The organism is Sphingomonas sp. 77B, from assembly GCF_056497825.1.
The window spans coordinates 33,124-51,379 of record NZ_JBWMBY010000003.1 but is presented as its reverse complement, the minus strand read 5'-3'; the positions used below and the strand labels follow the sequence as shown (position 1 = coordinate 51,379).

Genomic DNA, 18,256 nt, shown 5'->3' with positions numbered 1-18,256 from the left:
TCCTCTGCCCACCGTCTTGACGGAAATGTCGCTCGGACATTTCTATATTGAAACGTTAGATATGGGATCGGCCATTTGTCTGCAAATCGCGTCGGATCACGACATCAGCGACCTGTTCGTACGAAGCTCCCGCACATTGGCCGCCCGTCCAATATTGTCATAGCCTTTGCCGTTTTTGCGCTCACGGTCGCGCTGACCGGGGGGTCGGCGCGCAACGATATTGGCTGGCTTCTTCTCATGAGGCCGGTCGTCATCATCTGCATCGTCGCGATGCTGCTGCCGGACAGGCAGAATTGGGTGAGCATCCGGCCGCTTCCACTGCTTTTGGTGGTATTCGCCGGCACGATAGCCATTCAGCTCGTGCCCCTGCCCCCATCCTTGTGGACCGCATTGAACGGCCGCGACGGCGCCGTTCTGGTCGCCAAGGCAGTCGGTGGGATCGACCAATGGCGCCCCCTGTCGCTGTCGCCGGATCGTACATGGAACAGCTTGATTGCGCTGCTCGTCCCGTTCGGCGCCCTGGCGGGATTTGCGGCTCTGGATGATCGGCAACGCCGCCTTTTGCTATGGCCCATGCTCGGGATCGTGGCGTTCAGCATGATCCTGGGCGTCATCCAGATCGCCAGTGGCGAAACTTCGCCCATCTATTGGTACAGAGTCAGCGGGCGGGGTCAGCTGATCGGTCTGCTGGCCAACCGGAACCACCAAGGCGCCATGCTGGCATGTGCGTTACCGCTGCTGCGGGCATGGACGCTTTTTCCGGCCCCCAATCCCCAATCCCAGCGCGTGCGTACCTTTATCGGCATGGCTGCGGCGGCCGCCATTCTGTTGTATCTACTCGTGCTGGGATCGCGCGCCGGTTTGGCGCTGGGTCTCATCGGCCTGGTCGCCGCGTTTCTCGTCGAACCCCGGCTGACCAACCGCAAATTGCCAGCACGCCAGCGTTGGATGATCATCCTTGCCGTGATCGTCGGGCTCGCCGCATTGCTGGGGATCGCGCTGACGGCGGACCGTGCCGTATCGATCGGACGCATCACCAACGACGAACTCAGCACCGAGGGCCGCATTGCGGCCATGCCGACCCTGTTTCACATCATGAAGGAAACAATGCCGTTCGGCACCGGGTTCGGATCGTTCGTACCCGTATATGCCAGTTATGAGCCCGATGCACTGCTCAAGCCAACCTATTTCAACAATGCCCATAATGATCTGATCGAATTGGCAATTACCGGCGGCCTTCCTGCCGTCGCCGTCTTCGTTGCATTCCTGGCATGGTTGGCACGCGCCAGTTGGCGAACGGTGACAGGCCATGCGCCAAAGCCTTGGCGCGCGCTGCAGCGCGGGGCGGCTTTTGCTATCCTCATCCTGCTACTTGCGAGCTTGGCCGATTATCCCCTGCGGACGCCCCTGCTTGGTGCGTTTTTCACCATCCTGTGCTGCTGGCTTGCCCACAGACCAACGATTGGAACATCCCACAGCAATGACTGACGTTTCCAACCCCGTCCAACTGATCCGGCCCAGGCGCCACGGCGACAGCCGTGGCTGGTTTACGGAGGTATATTCGGTTCCGGCGTTTGCAGCGCTGGGCATCACCTGCACGTTCGTGCAGGACAATCACTCCTATTCGGCGCCGGCGTTTACCTTGCGCGGTCTGCATTTCCAGGTGCCGGAGCGGGGTCAGGACAAGCTGGTGCGGTGCATTCGCGGGCGGATCTGGGACGTGGCGGTGGATGTGCGGCGCGGCTCGCCGACCTATGGCCAGTGGGTCGGGGCCGAGCTGTCGGCCGAGAACGGGCACCAGCTGTTCATCCCCATCGGTTTCGCGCACGGCTTCGTCACGCTCGAGCCCGACTGCGAGGTGAGCTACAAATGCTCGGACACCTATGCGCCGCACAATGACGGCGGCATCCGCTGGGACAGTGTCGGCATCGACTGGCCGATGCCCGCCGGCACCATCCCTGAGCTGAGCGAGAAGGACAAGGTCCAGCCGACCCTGGCCGACTTCGACAGCCCCTTTGCCTATGACGGCCGCCCGCTGGCCCCGCTTTCCTAAAAAGGATCTTCCATGCGCATCTTCGTCACCGGCGGGGCCGGCTTCATCGGCTCGGCGCTGGTCCGTCACCTCATCGAGAACACCACCCATGAGGTGCTGAACTTCGACAAGCTGACCTATGCGGGTACGCTCTCGACGGTCGAGCGGGTGGCGGATAGCGACCGCTACCGCTTCGTCCAGGGCGACATCTGCGACGAGGCCGCGGTGCGCGCCGCCATCGCCGACTTCCGCCCCGACATCATCACCCACCTGGCCGCCGAGAGCCATGTCGACCGCTCGATCGACGGGCCGGGCGCCTTCATCCAGACCAACATGGTGGGCACCTATGTGATGCTGGCCGAGGCGCGCAGCTATTGGCTGGGGCTGGACGAGGAGGCCAAGGCCGCCTTCCGCTTCCACCATATCTCGACCGACGAGGTGTACGGGACGCTGGGCGAGACCGGGCTGTTCACCGAGGACACGCCCTATGACCCGCGCTCGCCCTATTCGGCGTCCAAGGCGGGGTCGGACCATCTGGTCTCGGCCTGGGGCCACACCTTCGGGCTGCCGGTGCTCATCACCAACTGCTCGAACAATTACGGGCCCTATCACTTCCCCGAAAAGCTCATACCCCTGATGATCGCCAAGGCGCTCGATGGCGAGGCCCTGCCCATCTACGGCAAGGGCGACCAGGTGCGCGACTGGCTGTATGTCGAGGACCATGTCCGCGCGCTGCAGGCGGTGTTCGAGCGGGGCGAGCCGGGGCGCACCTACAATGTCGGCGGGCATAACGAGCGGCAGAATATCGAGGTGGTCAAGACGCTGTGCGCCATCCTCGACGAACGTCGCCCGCGCGCCGATGGCCGCCCCTATGCCGAGCAGATGACCCAGGTCGCCGACCGGCCGGGGCATGACAAGCGCTATGCCATCGACGCGGGCCGCATCGGCGCCGAACTGGGCTGGACCCCGGCGGAGACGTTCGAGACCGGCATCGCCAAGACCGTCGACTGGTATCTGGCCAACGAGGCTTGGTGGCGCCCGCTGGTCGCCGCCAAGGCGGCCGAGCGGCGCGGCGTGGCCGCATGACGACGGCCGATACCCGCCGCGCCATCCTGGTGACGGGCGCCGGCGGCCAGCTCGGCACCGAGCTGCAGCGCTGCGCCTGGCCGGATGGCTATGAGGTCGTCGCCATCGACCACGACACGCTCGACCTGCGCGATGCGGGGGCCATCGCCGCGATGGTCGCCTCGCGCCCCTTCGCTGCGGTCATCAACGGCGCGGCCTATACCGCGGTCGACAAGGCCGAGAGCGACGTCGTGACCGCCTGGGCCGTCAACGCCATGGCGCCCGCCGCCTTTGGCGAGGCCTGTGCGAAGGCGGGCATCCCGCTCGTCCAGGTGTCGACCGACTATGTGTTCGCGGGCGACAAGCAGGGCGCGTGGGAAGTGGGCGATCCGGTCGCGCCGCTCGGCGTCTATGGCGCGTCCAAGCTGGGCGGCGAGCTGGCGGTGCGCACCTCGGGCGCGCGCCATGCCATCGTGCGCACCGCCTGGGTCGTGTCGGCGCATGGCCACAACTTCATCAAGACGATGCTGCGCCTGGCCGAGACCCGCGACCAGCTGTCGGTGGTCGCCGACCAGCATGGTTCGCCCACCAGCGCGGCCGATCTGGCCGCCGCGCTGATGACGATCACGCTCCGGCTGGTCGAGGACGAGGGCGCGCCCACCGGCACCTTCCACTTCAGCAATGCCGGTGCCACCCACTGGGCGGGCTTTGCCACCGAGATCTTCCGCCAGTCCGCCCTGCGCGGCGGCCCCTCGGCCGAGATACTGCCCATCCCGAGCAGCGACTATCCGACGCCGGCGAAGCGCCCGGCCAATTCGCTGCTCAGCCATGATGCGATCCACGCCGCCTACGGCATCGCGCCGCGCGACTGGCAGACAGCACTCGGCGACATTCTCGACGAACTCGTCGGCACGAAGAAGGACCATGACGCATGAAGGGCATCATCCTGGCCGGTGGCTCGGGCACCCGGCTCCATCCGGCCACCCTGGCGGTCAACAAGCAGCTGCTGCCCGTCTATGACAAGCCGATGATCTACTACCCGCTCAGCGTCCTGATGCTGGCCGGGATCCGCGACGTGCTGATCATCTCGTCGCCCGAGTTCATCGACAATTACCGCCGCCTGTTCGGCGACGGCTCCGCCTTCGGCCTGACCATGTCGTACGCCGAACAGCCCAGCCCCGACGGGCTGGCCCAGGCCTTCACCATCGGCGCGGACTTCATCGGCGACGATAACGTCGCGCTGGTACTGGGCGACAACATCTTCTTCGGCGCGCACCTGACCGACCTGCTGGCCAGCGCGGTCGCGCGGCCCACTGGCGCCACGGTCTTCAGCTACCGCGTCGAGGATCCGGAACGCTACGGCGTGGTCGAGTTCGGCGAGGGCGGCCGCGCGGTCAGCCTGGAGGAAAAGCCCGAAAGCCCGAAATCCAACCATGCGGTCACGGGCCTGTATTTCTACGACAACCGGGTCGTCGACTTCGCGCGCAACCTGAAACCCTCCCCGCGCGGCGAGCTCGAGATCACCGACCTCAACCGGATCTATCTGGAAGCGGGCGACCTGTATGTCGAACAGATGGGCCGCGGCTATGCCTGGCTCGACACCGGCACCCATGACAGCCTGCTCGAGGCCGGCGAGTTCGTCCGCACCCTCCAGCACCGCCAGGGCGTCCAGGTCGCCTGCCTCGAGGAAATCGCCTTCGAGATGGGCTTCATCTCCGCAGAACAGGCCCGAGCCGCCGGCGAACGCTTCAGGAAGACCGCCTATGGCCGCGCCATCCTCAACGCGGTCAAAAATGCAGGGAGCGGCGACTAGTCTATCTGAAACGTCACGATGTAAACGGATTGTTTGGGCTGCGGCACACGCGACATCAGAAGCGCACGCCGCACTTCAGCATCGCGTAACCGCCTGAATGGCTCGCACGAGACGCTTTGCTCGTCGAATATCCACCCATTTCCATAAGGTGCGTATGAGCTTTTAAGATAGTTCTCGAAAGCGGTTTCGATAAAATCCGTCTGAGACCGCGCCTGAAATATTGCCGTTACGATGAGGCCCGGTCCCTTGGGACTGGTGCTGCCTGCCGTACAATATACATAGTCCTTGGGACCCTGCGCCGAATAGGCAGGTCCGGTCTGTGCCAGCAGCACACCGAATGCGGCCAAGCCCGCACGGACGAATTTCATGATTTGGGAATATCCAGGCAGGACACGATGGCTTTGTCGTCCCGGTTGTCATTGCCCGTACCGATGACGGCAATCTGCGTAGGATATGTTTCACCCTTGGGATTTACGCCGATGCTATATTGTGTCGACGGGTATTGGACAGAATTGACGACGAACCGGCCCTGCTGATTTTGCACCTGGGTTCCGATCGCCGCGGCCAGACATGAGGCGAAAGCCTGGGCCGGGACCGTCGTATATATAGCGCTTGTCGCACCCTCCACCATTCTGCCCGGTGAGACATAGTCTGCGGCACAGCCAACGCAGGAGAGCGATAAGGTGAGGAGCGAAATCTGACGAAACATATGACGGTCTTTCCCGATCATTCGCGCTGGGTCAAATGAAAGCGGCCTTGGAATTGTCACTCACTCCTACCCACGCCTCGCCATTCTCTCCCCAGGCCAAGGGCGATGGTACGACGGATGGCTCGCGCAGGCCATGCTCCCGGCGATGTGCGATGGTACGAGATGAAAGCGACGTTGTTGCGACAATTCCCGGTCATAATCTCCATTGCACGATTGCATTCGCGAAGGCAGCCTGCGGGATTCGCCAGCTCCCCACTAGGGAGCATTGCGGCGGCGAAGCCGGCGCTTCCCGGATTTGCGGCTGGGCGTTAGGGTTTTGGTGCACGTGCAGGGTGGGCAGGGCTTATCCGAGCGTGTCGGCCGGCAAGGCCGAGGCATCAGGCCCCTTATCTAATGACTCGAGTAGGGGTTGAGGATGGGAATGAGACTCGCATGAAGACAGCGCCGCGTCGAGGCTCGCGCCCAGTCGGGCCAGGACGCGGCCCAGTGCGCCGCCTGCGGTGATCTGCGCCAGTTCGCGACAGGTCAGTTGGTCTTTCAGGCGGTCCTGTTCCTCGGCTTCGTCGGCGATGTGCTGGAGGGTGTCCGCAGGGATGGGCGCGGGGCGCAGCCAGCGGGGGAGGAGCGACAACAGGCTTTTCGGCGTGACCGGGCGGTACGCATTCGACGTCTGCGCGAAGCGGGGGCCGGGCCCCTGCCCTTCCACCCGGCGGAAGCGGCGCTGGCGGACCAGGAAACCGGCCGTCTCCAGGATATGGAGCGCGCGCGCGACGGTGGCGCGCCCCAACGCGGTCGCGGACGCCAGCCGGTCATAGCTCGGATAGACCTTGCCGCCGTTCAGCCTGGCCAGCGTGCACAGTTCCTCGTAGACCCGCACCGCGCCTGCGGTCAGGCTGGCAAGCAGCGCCTCGGGCCCGGTCAGCCCCCTGCCCTCAACGCGCGCGGTTCGCCTGGCGCGGCGTCCGGCGTCGAGCGCCTGCCGCGCAATGCGGATCAGCCGGTCGCACTCCCCCTTGGCGGGCTTGGCGAAGAACACGTCCTCGAACGTCCCCGCCTCGATGCTGTCGCGCCGGACGGGGGCGCCAGTGCGGTGGGGTTTGCGGGCGACGCCGGCACGCTCCCCCTGCCCCACGGCGCCCGTGAATTGCGCAAGCGCGCGCGTCGTCGCTTCACCCAGGGTGAACGCCGCCATCTTCCTTCCCCTCTTGTCCGGGGCCGGGACCAAAAAACGACAAAGAAAGGGCGTGGCGCGAAGCGCGCATCCTTGAACCGCATCGGCGACAGGCGTATCAGGAGAGGGTGAGTGACACCCCGGATCGACGTTTGGCGACGTCGCTCCATCAAAACCTGGGATGCCCGGCCTTCGTGCCGGGCTTTCCTTTATGTGGTCACGACCGCTTCCCTATGCTGACCCAAATGCTGCCCCATGCAGCACCGCAGGTTCGAACCCGCGATATGGGTTAACTTCGCAGTAAATCTCCAACAAAGAAAGCAGTGGGCATTCGTGCTTTCGAGTAGGAATTCAAAAAAAGGCGGCCGAATCGTCAAGATTCGGCCGCTCCATTCGTGCTATCAAGTATCTATTCGGCGAAGACTTCGTGCTATCGGATATGAATTCAGACGCGCAATTCGTGCTATCGGGTATGAATTGATACCCGTCCGGCGAATCACGCCTCGACGTGATTCGCATCCCCCGTCGTCGCATCGCCAAGCGCCCTGGGACGCGCGGTGATGACGACCCGCGCAGACGGGGCCCGGCGCCCCCTGCCCCGGCCCTCGACGGGCTCCTCGGGCTCGCTATCCTCGACCAGCGCGACGCTATAGTCGGGGATGGCGTCGGCCTGGGCGATCGCCTTCATCGCGGCACGGAAATTGGCCAGCGGGTTCTGATAGCCGACCTGAAGCCGGAAGGTCGCCAGGTCGATCTCCAGCCGTCCGTCCTCGGCGGTGGCGCAGGCGACCTCATAGATGCGCCGCTCGACCGGGCCGAGCTGGAAATAGGCCGCGGCATAGGCCAGCACCTGCTTGTCGCGCAGGATCGCGCGGTGCAGCCAGTCGCACAGCCGCACCTTCACCGCCTTCAGCCGACGCTCGCCGGTACGCGTCTTGGAATAGTGCAGCCGCGCCTCGGAAAGCCACGAGAAAAAGCCCTCCTCGCCTTCCCCACCGGCCTCGATATTGGTCTTGATCTGCGTACCCTGCAGCCGCTCCAGCGCCTCGGACAGCCGCTGATAGGAGCGCGCCGAATGGTTGGCGCCGGTGACGGAGAACAGGTCATGTGCGGTGAAGATGAAGTCCTGCCCCACCTCCTCGGCCCGTTCGATCTTTCCCGCCATCAGGCTGGCGATATATAGGACAATCTCCTTGTCATAAATCGTCGCCACGCCCTTGGCCGAGGGGCGGACCTCGATCGCGACATTGGCGTGGGCGTAGGTCAGCGGCTTCATCCAGGCGGTCTTGCTGAGCGCGAAAAAGGGAAAGGCCATCAGCGACCGTTCGCCCCGGATCTCGCTGGTCAGCGGGCTGTCGAGGTAGAACAGATCGCGTTGCGCGCGGCCGTTCGGGCGGGCGGGGGCGGTGTCGTTCCTGGGCGGGATGGTGGGCGTTCGCGTCATGCTTTTATTTCATACTCGAAAGCACGAAGTTTGGGGAGGGGAAGCCGGTTTTTCCCCGGATTGCACCCCGCAGCGGTATCTGACTTCGTGCTTTCGAGTATGAATTGACCGTATGCCCTGACAGGTCGATCAGGCGAACAGATCGCCGATCGCGCAGGCCCGGAACAGGTTGCGCTGACGGCGACGGCGATGCTCGGCCGCATCGTGCCGCATATGGCAGGCCTGGCACAATGCGGCCAGATTGCGCGGGCCATTGTCGCCGGGATCATGGTTGAGATGCGCGCTGGCCAGCAGCACGCGGGTCACGCGATAGGGCAAGGGCGCGGCAATACCGGCCAGGCCCGGTTGCTGGCGGATCATGTCGGCGGGCGACAGCAGCGCCCTCACCCACCGCCCCCGCCGGTCGCGCCAGCGCGCGGCGCGATCGTCCCACCATGTGCCGTTGCCCAGATGCACGACCTCGCGGCCATGCGGACGCCCGCAATGCTCGCAAATCCCCTTGGCCCGGCCGAAGCGGATCAGCGCCGACAGCTCGCGCCAGTCGATCGGATAGAGCCAGCGATGTTCGCGTGCGATCGGCATGGCGATGGTTGTGAATCACCCCGCGCCGGATCGAAAGCGCAAAGCCGCATTGATTCAGAAAACTCATGAGTGGCGGGCTATCCCGCCCCCGGCCCCTGTGTTTCCCCGGGAAAACATACGGGCACGCCCCATTCGGCCGACTTCGCGGTTTCTTGAGGGAATCATGCGATACGATGCGCCATGTTCTCCCTCGCCTTCGATCCAAAGCGCCGCATCATGACGATCACCGGCGAGGGCCTGTGGACGCTCGCGACCCTCACCCGCTTTTCGGCGGAGGTGCTGGCCTATGGCATGGTGCAGCGGGCGCGATATGGCCCGTTTGCCGTTCTGAACGACGTCCGCCGGATGCCGGTCCAGTCCGCCCACGTCACCAGCGGTCTGGAGGTGGTCATCGCCCGGGGGCGCGCAATCGCCACGGCACCGATCGCCGCGGTGGTCAGTGGCGTGCTGCCCAAATTACAGGTCGAACGTATCCTGCGCGGCGACCATAGCCGGGTATTCCTGTCCATGGACGAGGCGGAAGGCTGGCTGGCGGAACGCTGGACGCCCTGACCTGGCGGCCAGCCCCCTGCCCTCCAGCCGATCGCGGGACCGGCCCTCTGCCGACGCGTTTCCCCGGGGAAACATCAGGGTTGTAGCCCCCTGCCCGTCCGTTCGAGATGCGCCAGCGCATCTCGCAGCGCTTGCAAGATCCCGTCCGTATCCGTCCCCGAACCGGCGTGGAGACGTACGGTCACACCCTGGCGATTGACCGATTGAATCGTCAGGACGGGGCGACCAAAGGCGTTGGTATGGTGGAAGAGTTCCGGCTTGCCGTCCTCGCCCAGAGTCATCTTGCGAGCGGTCAGCAGGCGTTGCAGCACCTCGTTCGCCGGGATCGGGGGCTTGCCGTCCTCGCGCCGTTCGGCCTGTAGGGACGCGATATATTGGGCGACGCCGATGATCGCCTCCGCCTCGCGCTCGTCTTGCATCGCCTGGGCCAGCGCATAGGCGGGCTTGAGCTGTACGTCATGCGGCGAGCCGAAGGCGGCGATCACCGTGTCGGGCAAAGCGGCGACCTTCAGCATCTTGGACAGCCAGCCCTTGGACAGCTTCAGCCGCTCGGCCATGCGCGTCTGATGATTGCCATAATGGGTGGCGAGCGCGGCCAGGTAATTGCGTGCCCGCTCCAGGTCGGACACGTCGGCTCGGGCGCGGTTCTCCAGGTCGGCGAGGCGGAACGCCGCCTCGTCGTCCAGCTGCGCGACCTGCGCGACAAAGGCCATGTCGGGATAGCTGTTCGCGCGTAGCCAGCTGATCGACCAGTGGCGCCGTGTCCCCGCGATCACCTCGTAATCATGGTCGGGGTCGCCCTCGATCCGGCGGACGACGGCGGGCACCTTCTGCCCCCCTTCGGCGATGATCGAGTCGATTAGCTCGCGACAATGCGCCTCGTTCAACAGATCGTAATTGCGGGCATTGCCCGGCCAGATCCGCACGCGGGCCGGGTCGAGCATCAGCTGCGTGACCTGCCGCACCTCGCCGCTGGCGACGCGGGCCAGCGCGGACTCGCGGCCCAGCAGCGTGGTCGTGCGACTGCGTTCCGTCGGAGCCTCGCGCACCGGGACGGCGGAGGGGTCTTCACCCTCCTCCTCCGCCAGAAGCGCCGCCAGATAATCGGATTGTTTACGCGCCATGGAAATCCTCCCCGGCAGAACATTGCAAGAACACGAGCGTGTAGGACAGCGCTATTTCAGGCCGCGGCATGGATCACCGCCTCCTCGCTCAGCGGCTCGACCCGGCCCCAGCCTTGGCGCACCAGCTGTTCGACCTGGCGCATCGCCTCGTCCAGATTGGCGCGGCAGCGTTTGTGGGTCTTGGGCGTGCCGATCGGCTTTTCCAGTTCGTAGACGGTCATCATCCGCATGGCGGCATGGCTGATCTCGGCCGATTCCAGGATGGGGACGGGCAGGAGCGCGGGGCCGAAGCTCTGCTCCATGATCGCGCGCACCATCGCGTGGCTGGGGTCGTTGCCGTCGAACTTGGAACAGATCAGCCGGACGAACTGGTAATCCACCGCGATCCCCGCCCCCGTCAGCTGGTGGAGCACCTGGTCCATCATCGACAGGAACTGCACGGTCGAACAGAAATCGGGCGTCGTCGCGGCCAGCGGCACCAGCAGCGCATTGGCCGCCTGCATCACCGCCAGGCTGATCGTGCCCAGGGCCGGGGGCGGATCGAGCAGCACCACGTCGTAATTCTGCGCCAGCTCGGCCAGCCCGCGCTTCAGCTTGCGGAAGCGGGCGGCCAGCACCGACCCGCCGTCGCTGCCCGCCGCGGCGAGTTCGTATTCGACGTCGAACAGCTCCAGGTTCGACGGGATCAGGTCGACATTGGGCCAGGGCGTCGGCTTGACCGCATAGGCCAGATCGCTCTGCGTCGGGTCGATCGACAGATAGGGGTAGAGCGTTTCCTCGCGGGTGATGTTGAAATGCGGGTTGAAGCCGAAGAGCGTCGTCGTCGTCGCCTGGCTGTCGCAATCGACGACGAGCACGCGGTAGCCCTGGACCGCGAAATAATGCGCCAGATGGGTGGTCACGGTCGACTTGCCGACGCCGCCCTTGAAATTCTGGACCGCGATGATGGCGGGCACGTCAAGCAGTGCGCGGGCAGGAGAGGCGCCCAGCACCTCGCGCATATTCAGCAGTTCGTCGACGGTATAGCCCAGCCGACGTCCGTTTTCCGATGCCGGGGCAGGGGGAAGCCGGCCATCCTCCTCGGCCATGCGGATGCGATTGGTGGAACAGCCCAGCAGCTGTGCCGCCTCGGCAATGCCGAACCGCAGGTGCAGGCCCTTGCGGCTTTCCGGCAGGAACGCCTTGCGCCGCAGCCGCTCGATCATCCGTTCGCCGGCACTCGCCAGATCGCCGATCTGGGACAGCATTGCATGATCTTGCGCCACTCACACACCCCTTGAACCTTTTGGGGATGGTTAATGGCAAAGTTCATTCAATCGGGCAAGGTGAGGGGAGGGGAAAGCGGTGTTTCCCCGGGGAAACTCGATCCTCCCCGGGGCGGGAAGGATCAGGCTACCATCATCCAGACCGCCATCCCGATCATCATGAGGTTCTCGGTCAGCGACAGGAAGCCCAGCGGCACGTTGCTCGATCCGCCGACGCACGCGCATTTCAGGTCGCGGCGGTCGATATAGACCGCCTTGACCACCGACACCGCGCCGATGCCCCCGATGACGAGCGCGATCGGGACCGAGGCCCAGGGGGCGATGCGGCCGATCATCAGCACCCCGGCCAACCCTTCGGCAAAGGGGTAGACATAGGAATAGGGCACCCAGCGCCGGGCGAGCAGGTCGTAGTTCAGGAACATCGTCGCGAAGCTCTCGACATTCTGGAGCTTCAGCAGCGCCAGCACCGCCATGCTGAACCCAATAAACCACTCGGCCGCTCGCATCGTGAAGGGGGTGCCGTACACCGCATGGCTGGCCGCCAGCGCCATCAGCGCGGTCATCGCGAACAGCGCAGCGACCGGGCGATAGGTCGTTGCCTTGGGATCGGCGACGCGCTTTCCGAAGAAGCGGCGCAGATCGTCGTAACCGCCCACCCGCTCGCCCCCGATGAAGACCTGCGGCGTGGTCTTCACGCCATGTTCGGCCTTGAACGCATCGGTTTCCGCGCGCGTGCGCAACCCGTGATCCTCGACCGCGTAACCCTGTCGGCGCAGCAGATCCTTCGCCTTCAACCCATAGGGGCAGGTGTGAGTGGGCATCACCATGCGGTACAACTGGGCCTTGGGTTGCGCGGTCATGGTCCTTCTCCGACTGGGGTCCATATGCCATATGGGTTCCGTACCATGGTACGGAGTCAAGACATGGCCGGATTCACGATCGCCGGGCTGGCACGTGAGGGTGGGGTGGGGGTGGAGACGATCCGCTATTACCAGCGCCGCGGGCTGCTCGACACGCCGCAGCGCCCGCAGGGGCCGGGCCGCGGCGGGGGCATCCGCCGTTATGGCGCACAGGATGTGCGGCGCCTGCACTTCATCCGGGCCGCGCAGGCGGCGGGCTTCACGCTGGAACAGATCGGTGAGCTGCTGGCGCTCGATGCCACCGACGACCGGGCGCGGGTGCGCGAACTGGCCGCGGCCCGGATCGCCGCGCTCGATGCGCAGATTGCGGGCCTGCAGGCGGCGCGCGCGTCGCTCCACCGGCTGGCATCGGAATGCGGCAACGGGTCGGCGGGGCCGTGCCCGATCCTGCTGTCGTTCGATCCGGCCGGCTGATCGGGCAGCGCGGGAAAGGAGAGGGGGGCGGAGGGATGTTTCCCCCGGGAAACATGGCGCGGGGATGCCGCGCCATGCCGTCAGGAGGCGGTCTTCCCGTCCTTCGCCTTGGCGCGCTGTTCGGCGATATAGCGCAATTCGTTCTGCGCCTTGCGGTCGTTCGGGTCGAGCGTCAGCGCCTGGCGATAGCGTGTCTCCGCCTCGTCCCACCGGCCCAGCTCGATCAGCGCATAACCCTGGCACCGCAGCGCCAGCCCTTCCTGCTCGCGCCGGATCGCGGGGTCGTTCATCCGTGCGGCCTCGGCCGATTTCTCGCAGATCGACAACATTCGCGGCCAGTCCTTTTCCAGCCGGATCAGCTGGCCATATTCGGTCTGGAACTGGGCATGGACCGGGGCCAGCGCGATCAGCCGCTCATAGATCGCCTTGGCTTCGGCCAGCCGCCCCAGATCGACCAGCGCATAGCCGTTCAGATACAGCGCGGTGCAATAGCCGGGCAGGAGCGCCACGGCCCCGGCTTTGTCTTTCGCTGCCATCCCCATGTAGATGAACGATTCCTGCAACGACATACCGCAATAGAGGCGCCGGGTTTCGCGGGACAGATCGGCGTCGTAGGCCGCGATCACCGGGGCCAGCCGGTCGACCGCCGCCTGTGGCTGGTGCGCGCGGACGAGTTGCGCGGCGGCCTCGATCTCGGGCCGCATCCGGTCCTCCAGCGATACCGGGGAGGCGGACGGGGGCGGGGCGGGCGGCGTCGCCTGAACACCCAGCGCCAGCGCCGCGATCGCGAGCCACGTCATCGTCTTGTCCCCCCTCAGAAACGGTGGGTCATCCTAGGGCGGATCGGCGGGTTAGCGAAAGGATTATCTATGGCCGGAAGAACGGTGGCGTCGGCACCAATCTGCCACTGCCCCCCTCCCCTTCAGGGGAGGGGCCGGGGGTGGGGCGCATCCGCAAGCGCGTCGTTCGTGGCGCGGCCCCACCCCAACCCCTACCCTGAAGGGGAGGGGCTAGGTGGATGGCCACCGCTATCCACCTGACACCCCCCCTTGCCCCCGGCCCCGTCCCCATTCTAGCGTCGCCCCCACGCGCCCCGGGGGAATGGCGGCGCGGTCAGGGAAGGAACGCCCATCATGTCGTCCGGCGTGCAGACCGCCTTTTCCGGCCGTTCGGGGCTGTGGACGTCCTTCACCACCGCGCGCTGGGTCATCCCGGCGATCCTGATATTGGCCATCGCGCTCCGGCTGGGACTGATCCTGGCCTTTCCGATCACCCCGCGCACGGACTCGCTCTGGTATCTCGAGCGGGGGCGCGAGATGGCGGCGGGCATGGGTTATCAGGAGGGGGGCTTTCCCACCGCCTTCTGGCCGGTCGGCTATCCTGCGCTGATCGGGCTGGCGACCTGGATCTTCGGTCCCACATTGTTCGGGCCGATCCTGTTCAACCTGATCGCGCAAGCCGCGACGATCCTGCTGATCCTGTGGTTCGCACGGATCCTGCGCGCGGGCGAGGGGGCCGGGCGGGTCGCGGCGCTGCTCTATGCGATCTATCCGGCGCATATCGCCTATACCGGCGATACCGCGGCAGAGGCGACCGCGACCGCGGTGATGCTGGCGGGCATGGCGCTGGTGGTGCGCGGCCGAGCCAGGATCGGATGGGCGCTGGCAGGCGGGGTGGTGCTGGGCGCGGCCACGCTGATGCGGCCGCAGATGATGCTGTTCCCGCCCTTCCTGATCGCCGGGCTGTGGCTGGCGCGGGGCGTGGACTGGCGGCGGGGGATCGTCCTGCTGCTGCTCGTCTATGCGGGCCTCGTGATGGCGGTGCTGCCCTGGAGCCTGCGCAATCAGGCGGTGCTGGGGGCCATGGTGCCGGTGTCGACCAATGGCGGCGTCGCGCTGCAGGCCGGGGCCAACGATCTGGCCGATGGCGGCTATTTCCAGGTCGAGAAGTCGCCGCTCTGGGCCCGGGTCGGCATCCCCTTTGCCGACCGGGTCGAGCGACAGGTCGAAATCGACCGCCGGCTGAAGGCGATGGCGACCGACTGGATCGCGGGGCATCCGGTCCGCTGGGGCACGCTGGGCTTTCGCAAGGTCGCGCTCCTCTGGATGAAGGACGGCGACGGCTTCTGGTCGCTCGACGCCAGCCATCCGGAGCAGGGGCTGGTGTGGAAGGCGGCGCAGGGGCTGAACCAGCTTTTCTACATGGCGGTGCTGGGGCTGGCGCTGGTCGGCACCGTGCTGGCCGGGCGGGCGGCATGGGCGGGGCGCCGGGGCGCCGGACTGGTGGTGGCGGTGGTCATGCCCGCCTTCTGCACCGTGCTGGCCTTCGGCTTTACCGGGCAGACCCGCTATCATTATCCGGCCATGCCCTTCGTCATGATCCTGGCCGCGTGGGTGATCGCCAGGTGGCTGGGGGAACCAAGCCGCCCGCCCGCCGCTATGCCGGAGCATGGCTGACGATACCCCCAAAAACCGCGATCCCGTTCACCGGGCGGTCCCCAGCGGCCGCTTTGCCCGTGCGGGCGCCTTCGGCCGTCTGGCGGGCGGCGTGGCGGGCGGGATGCTGGCCGAGGGCGCCCGGCGACTGGCCAGCGGCGAGCGGCCCCGGCTCGGCGACCTGATCCTCACCCCCGGCAACGCCGCCCGCGTCGCCGATCAGCTGTCCCACCTGCGCGGGGCGGCGATGAAGCTGGGCCAGATGATCTCGATGGACGCGGGCGACCTGTTGCCCCCGGAATTGCAGGCCATCCTCGCGCGGCTGCGCGACCAGGCGTACCGGATGCCGCCCGCCCAGCTCGACAAGGTGCTGAAGGCCGAATGGGGCGCCGACTGGCGGCGCCGTTTCCGCCATTTCGAAGCCGCGCCCATGGCCGCCGCCTCCATCGGGCAGGTTCACCGCGCGACCCTGCCCGACGGACGGGTACTGGCGATCAAGGTGCAATATCCGGGGGTGCGGGGCAGCATCGGGTCGGATGTCGACAATGTCGCGACCCTGCTGCGCGTGTCGAACCTGGTGCCCCCTTCGATCGACCTGAAGCCGCTGCTCGAGGAAGCCAAGCGCCAGTTGGCGGAGGAGGCGGACTATCTGCGCGAGGCGGACCGGATGCAGGCCTATGCCGACCGGCTGGCGGGTGATCCGCGCTATGTCGTGCCGCGCCCCGAACCCATGCTGACGACGCCGCTGGTGCTGGCGATGGACTTCGTGCCCGGCCAGTCGATCGAGACGCTGGAGCAGGCGCCGCAGGAGACGCGCGACACCGCGATGACCGCGCTGATCGACCTGGTCCTGGCCGAGCTGTTCGATTTCGGCATGATGCAGACCGATCCCAATTTCGCCAATTATCGCTGGCAGGCCGAAACCGGCCGCCTGGTCCTGCTCGACTTCGGCGCCGCGCGCGATGTGCCGGCCGAAACCGCCGCCTCCTATCGCCGCCTGATCGAGGCGGGGCTGGCGCACGACCGCGACCGCATTCGCGAGATCGCGGTCGAGACCGGCTTTCTGGGGCAGGCCGCGGTTGCCGCGCACCGCCCGGCGGTCGACCGGATCATCGCCGCGATCGACGACACCATGGCGCGCCCCGGCCCCTTCGACTTCGGCGACCGCGCCTTCGTCCCCGTGGTGCGCCAGGAAACACGGGCGATGATCGCCGACCGCGACACCTGGCACGTGCCCCATGTCGAAACCCTGTTCGTGCAGCGCAAGATCAGCGGCACCGCGCTGCTGTGCGCCCGGCTGAAGGCGCGGGTCGATGTGCGCGGGCTGGCGGCGCGCGCCATCGGGTCCGATGCCGGAGGCGATGGCGCGGAACCGGACCCGCATCCCGGCGTTTGAGCGGTCGTTACGGGCCAACCATGTCCAGACGTCATCGTCTCATTGGTGAGACACTGGCCGGTTCCATCTGGGCAGGTGCAAACGATTGACCTAGAGGCATAAATTCCAGGTGGGCAGGACAGTGTGATCCGGGGGCACAACCGGACCGGTTCGTTTCACCTGCGTCCCGCTTTCCCATGTCTCGCGCCGAAGGTCGATCATGTTCGCCTTGTCCCTTGCCAATCCTTTCCGGCGTCACGCGTCCTGGGAGCCGGTCCGTGTCCTGTTCGGCGCGGTCCGGTTGCAGAATGACTATCGCGTCCATCTGCTGATCGGCCGACGGGTGCGGCGCCGCTATTCGACCTCGCGCCGTCAGTGGATCTGGTCGTCGCTGCCCACGCATCATGTCCGTCCATCAGTCCATCCCCAGCACTAGGACCGCCGGCGCCGAGCGCGCGATGCTGGACCGGACGGCCGACGAGCTGTGCCGGACCTTCGCCATCGCCGCGACGCCTCCGTCCGCCTGGGGGGCCTGGGCCCAGCTCGGCGATCTGCGCCCCGGCCATCCCGCCTTCGTCCTGCGTCGCACGGGCGATGGCGAAGAGGGGGGAGGGGGCCTGGCGCTCGACACCCAGCGCTGGGACATCAGCGGGGGGCAGGCGTGCTGGCCGACCACCCAGATCCTCAGCGTGTCCTTGCCCTGGTGGCGGCGCCTGGCCGAACGTCCGGCGCAACGCTGCCTGATCCCGCTGACCGCCTGTACCGCGCTGTTGCCGAACCGCGCCGGGATGGCCGCGGGGGCCGGCCGTTCGGCCTGGTTCGACATGGTCGACGAACCCGTCTTCACGGTCGCGGGGCTGTGGCGCGACACCGGCACCGCGCGCGGCTTTGCGATGCTGGGCTGTCTGGCCGATGCGCCCTTTTCGATCCTGCCGGTCGTGATCGCGCCCTGCGACCGCGACCGCTGGCTGGATGCGCCCTGGGACATGGCCGCCCCGCTGATCGCCCCGGTGCCCGCCGAACGGGTACGGATCGGCCTTCCCGAACCGATCGCGTCCTTCTACGCCGACGGCCACGACCGTCCCTGGGCGCCCGCTCCGATCGCGACGGTGCCGGGGGTGGAGCGGTAGACCATGAGGCCATCCCGCTGAACGCCCTGCGAGCCCCTCCCCTGAAGGGTGCCGCCGACATTCTGCCCCCTCCGAAAGGGGGGCGGTGGGAGGATGGAAAAAATCATATGCTGAGCCCCGCAACCGTCCCGATTGGGATCGAGTTCCGGGACTGCGTTACGCGTCTCGAAACCTGGCATGAACCTGAAAACGGGAACGCTTTGCGTCGATCACGCGCCACAATTC

At 66.4% G+C, this 18,256-nt stretch carries 20 protein-coding genes; 11 read left to right on the top strand and 9 right to left on the bottom strand.

Annotated features, from left to right (window positions below):
* Positions 1 to 75: 75 nt before the first annotated feature.
* The 5 genes from AC1GI4_RS18795 to rfbA are packed head-to-tail and all read left to right on the top strand — an operon-like array spanning position 76 to position 4,910.
* A complete protein-coding gene (locus AC1GI4_RS18795; protein WP_479630575.1) occupies positions 76 to 1,488 on the top strand; it encodes an O-antigen ligase family protein in 1,413 nt (470 codons plus the stop codon).
* Positions 1,481 to 2,053, top strand: a complete 573-nt coding sequence (rfbC, locus tag AC1GI4_RS18790; RefSeq protein WP_479630574.1) for a dTDP-4-dehydrorhamnose 3,5-epimerase — start codon at positions 1,481 to 1,483, stop codon at positions 2,051 to 2,053. The genes AC1GI4_RS18795 and rfbC overlap by 8 nt, the downstream gene beginning before the upstream one ends.
* A 12-nt stretch (positions 2,054 to 2,065) precedes the next feature.
* On the top strand, positions 2,066 to 3,118 hold the full coding sequence (gene rfbB / locus AC1GI4_RS18785; protein WP_479630573.1) for a dTDP-glucose 4,6-dehydratase: 1,053 nt from the start codon (positions 2,066 to 2,068) through the stop codon (positions 3,116 to 3,118).
* Entirely contained in the window at positions 3,115 to 4,032 is a 918-nt protein-coding gene (gene rfbD / locus AC1GI4_RS18780; RefSeq protein WP_479630572.1) for a dTDP-4-dehydrorhamnose reductase, read from the top strand. Before rfbB ends, rfbD begins: the two co-directional genes overlap by 4 nt.
* On the top strand, positions 4,029 to 4,910 hold the full coding sequence (gene rfbA / locus AC1GI4_RS18775) for a glucose-1-phosphate thymidylyltransferase RfbA (RefSeq protein WP_479630571.1): 882 nt from the start codon (positions 4,029 to 4,031) through the stop codon (positions 4,908 to 4,910). The genes rfbD and rfbA overlap by 4 nt, the downstream gene beginning before the upstream one ends.
* On the opposite strand, the gene AC1GI4_RS18770 is transcribed toward rfbA, so the two are convergent.
* The 5 genes from AC1GI4_RS18770 to AC1GI4_RS18750 form a co-directional block, all read right to left on the bottom strand.
* Positions 4,907 to 5,278 (bottom strand): hypothetical protein, encoded by a 372-nt coding sequence (locus AC1GI4_RS18770; RefSeq protein WP_479630570.1) that lies wholly within the window; start codon positions 5,276 to 5,278, stop codon positions 4,907 to 4,909. The two genes, rfbA and AC1GI4_RS18770, sit on opposite strands and share 4 nt — an antisense overlap.
* Entirely contained in the window at positions 5,275 to 5,619 is a 345-nt protein-coding gene (locus AC1GI4_RS18765; RefSeq protein ID WP_479630569.1) for a hypothetical protein, read from the bottom strand. The genes AC1GI4_RS18770 and AC1GI4_RS18765 overlap by 4 nt, the downstream gene beginning before the upstream one ends.
* A 343-nt stretch (positions 5,620 to 5,962) precedes the next feature.
* Positions 5,963 to 6,811, bottom strand: coding sequence for a helix-turn-helix domain-containing protein (locus AC1GI4_RS18760; protein WP_479630568.1), 849 nt, complete (start codon positions 6,809 to 6,811; stop codon positions 5,963 to 5,965).
* A 475-nt stretch (positions 6,812 to 7,286) separates the two neighbouring features.
* Entirely contained in the window at positions 7,287 to 8,234 is a 948-nt protein-coding gene (locus AC1GI4_RS18755) for a replication initiator protein A (protein WP_479630567.1), read from the bottom strand.
* A gap of 129 nt (positions 8,235 to 8,363) precedes the next feature.
* Positions 8,364 to 8,816, bottom strand: coding sequence for a hypothetical protein (locus AC1GI4_RS18750; protein ID WP_479630566.1), 453 nt, complete (start codon positions 8,814 to 8,816; stop codon positions 8,364 to 8,366).
* Positions 8,817 to 9,032: 216 nt separating this feature from the next.
* Between AC1GI4_RS18750 and AC1GI4_RS18745 the strand changes: the two genes are divergently transcribed.
* Positions 9,033 to 9,368 carry a hypothetical protein gene (locus AC1GI4_RS18745; protein WP_479630565.1) on the top strand — a complete coding sequence of 112 codons (336 nt, stop codon included), beginning with the start codon at positions 9,033 to 9,035 and terminating at the stop codon, positions 9,366 to 9,368.
* 74 nt (positions 9,369 to 9,442) lie between these two features.
* Here AC1GI4_RS18745 and AC1GI4_RS18740 read toward each other — a convergent pair whose 3' ends face one another.
* The 3 genes from AC1GI4_RS18740 to AC1GI4_RS18730 form a co-directional block, all read right to left on the bottom strand.
* The gene (locus tag AC1GI4_RS18740) at positions 9,443 to 10,492 is read right to left on the bottom strand and encodes a ParB/RepB/Spo0J family partition protein (protein WP_479630564.1); all 1,050 of its coding nucleotides are present in this window, start codon (positions 10,490 to 10,492) and stop codon (positions 9,443 to 9,445) included.
* A 56-nt stretch (positions 10,493 to 10,548) separates the two neighbouring features.
* Positions 10,549 to 11,739 carry an AAA family ATPase gene (locus AC1GI4_RS18735; protein WP_479630603.1) on the bottom strand — a complete coding sequence of 397 codons (1,191 nt, stop codon included), beginning with the start codon at positions 11,737 to 11,739 and terminating at the stop codon, positions 10,549 to 10,551.
* A 140-nt stretch (positions 11,740 to 11,879) separates the two neighbouring features.
* Complete coding sequence (locus tag AC1GI4_RS18730) at positions 11,880 to 12,617, bottom strand: MauE/DoxX family redox-associated membrane protein (RefSeq protein ID WP_479630563.1); 738 nt, start codon at positions 12,615 to 12,617, stop codon at positions 11,880 to 11,882.
* 63 nt (positions 12,618 to 12,680) lie between these two features.
* Here AC1GI4_RS18730 and AC1GI4_RS18725 point away from each other — a divergent pair, with 63 nt between their 5' ends.
* The gene (locus tag AC1GI4_RS18725; protein WP_479630562.1) at positions 12,681 to 13,091 is read left to right on the top strand and encodes a MerR family DNA-binding protein; all 411 of its coding nucleotides are present in this window, start codon (positions 12,681 to 12,683) and stop codon (positions 13,089 to 13,091) included.
* Positions 13,092 to 13,171: 80 nt separating this feature from the next.
* On the opposite strand, the gene AC1GI4_RS18720 is transcribed toward AC1GI4_RS18725, so the two are convergent.
* A complete protein-coding gene (locus AC1GI4_RS18720; RefSeq protein WP_479630561.1) occupies positions 13,172 to 13,891 on the bottom strand; it encodes a tetratricopeptide repeat protein in 720 nt (239 codons plus the stop codon).
* Positions 13,892 to 14,224: 333 nt separating this feature from the next.
* On the opposite strand from AC1GI4_RS18720, the gene AC1GI4_RS18715 reads away from it, so the two are divergent.
* From AC1GI4_RS18715 to AC1GI4_RS18700, 4 genes are all read left to right on the top strand, one after another.
* Positions 14,225 to 15,547: an ArnT family glycosyltransferase gene (locus tag AC1GI4_RS18715; RefSeq protein WP_479630560.1), complete on the top strand. Its 1,323-nt coding sequence runs from the start codon at positions 14,225 to 14,227 to the stop codon at positions 15,545 to 15,547.
* Entirely contained in the window at positions 15,540 to 16,922 is a 1,383-nt protein-coding gene (locus AC1GI4_RS18710) for an ABC1 kinase family protein (RefSeq protein ID WP_479630559.1), read from the top strand. The genes AC1GI4_RS18715 and AC1GI4_RS18710 overlap by 8 nt, the downstream gene beginning before the upstream one ends.
* Positions 16,923 to 17,121: 199 nt before the next feature.
* Positions 17,122 to 17,337 carry a hypothetical protein gene (locus AC1GI4_RS18705; RefSeq protein ID WP_479630557.1) on the top strand — a complete coding sequence of 72 codons (216 nt, stop codon included), beginning with the start codon at positions 17,122 to 17,124 and terminating at the stop codon, positions 17,335 to 17,337.
* Between the two features lie 22 nt (positions 17,338 to 17,359).
* Positions 17,360 to 18,031 carry an SOS response-associated peptidase family protein gene (locus AC1GI4_RS18700; protein WP_479630556.1) on the top strand — a complete coding sequence of 224 codons (672 nt, stop codon included), beginning with the start codon at positions 17,360 to 17,362 and terminating at the stop codon, positions 18,029 to 18,031.
* Positions 18,032 to 18,256 lie beyond the last annotated feature (225 nt).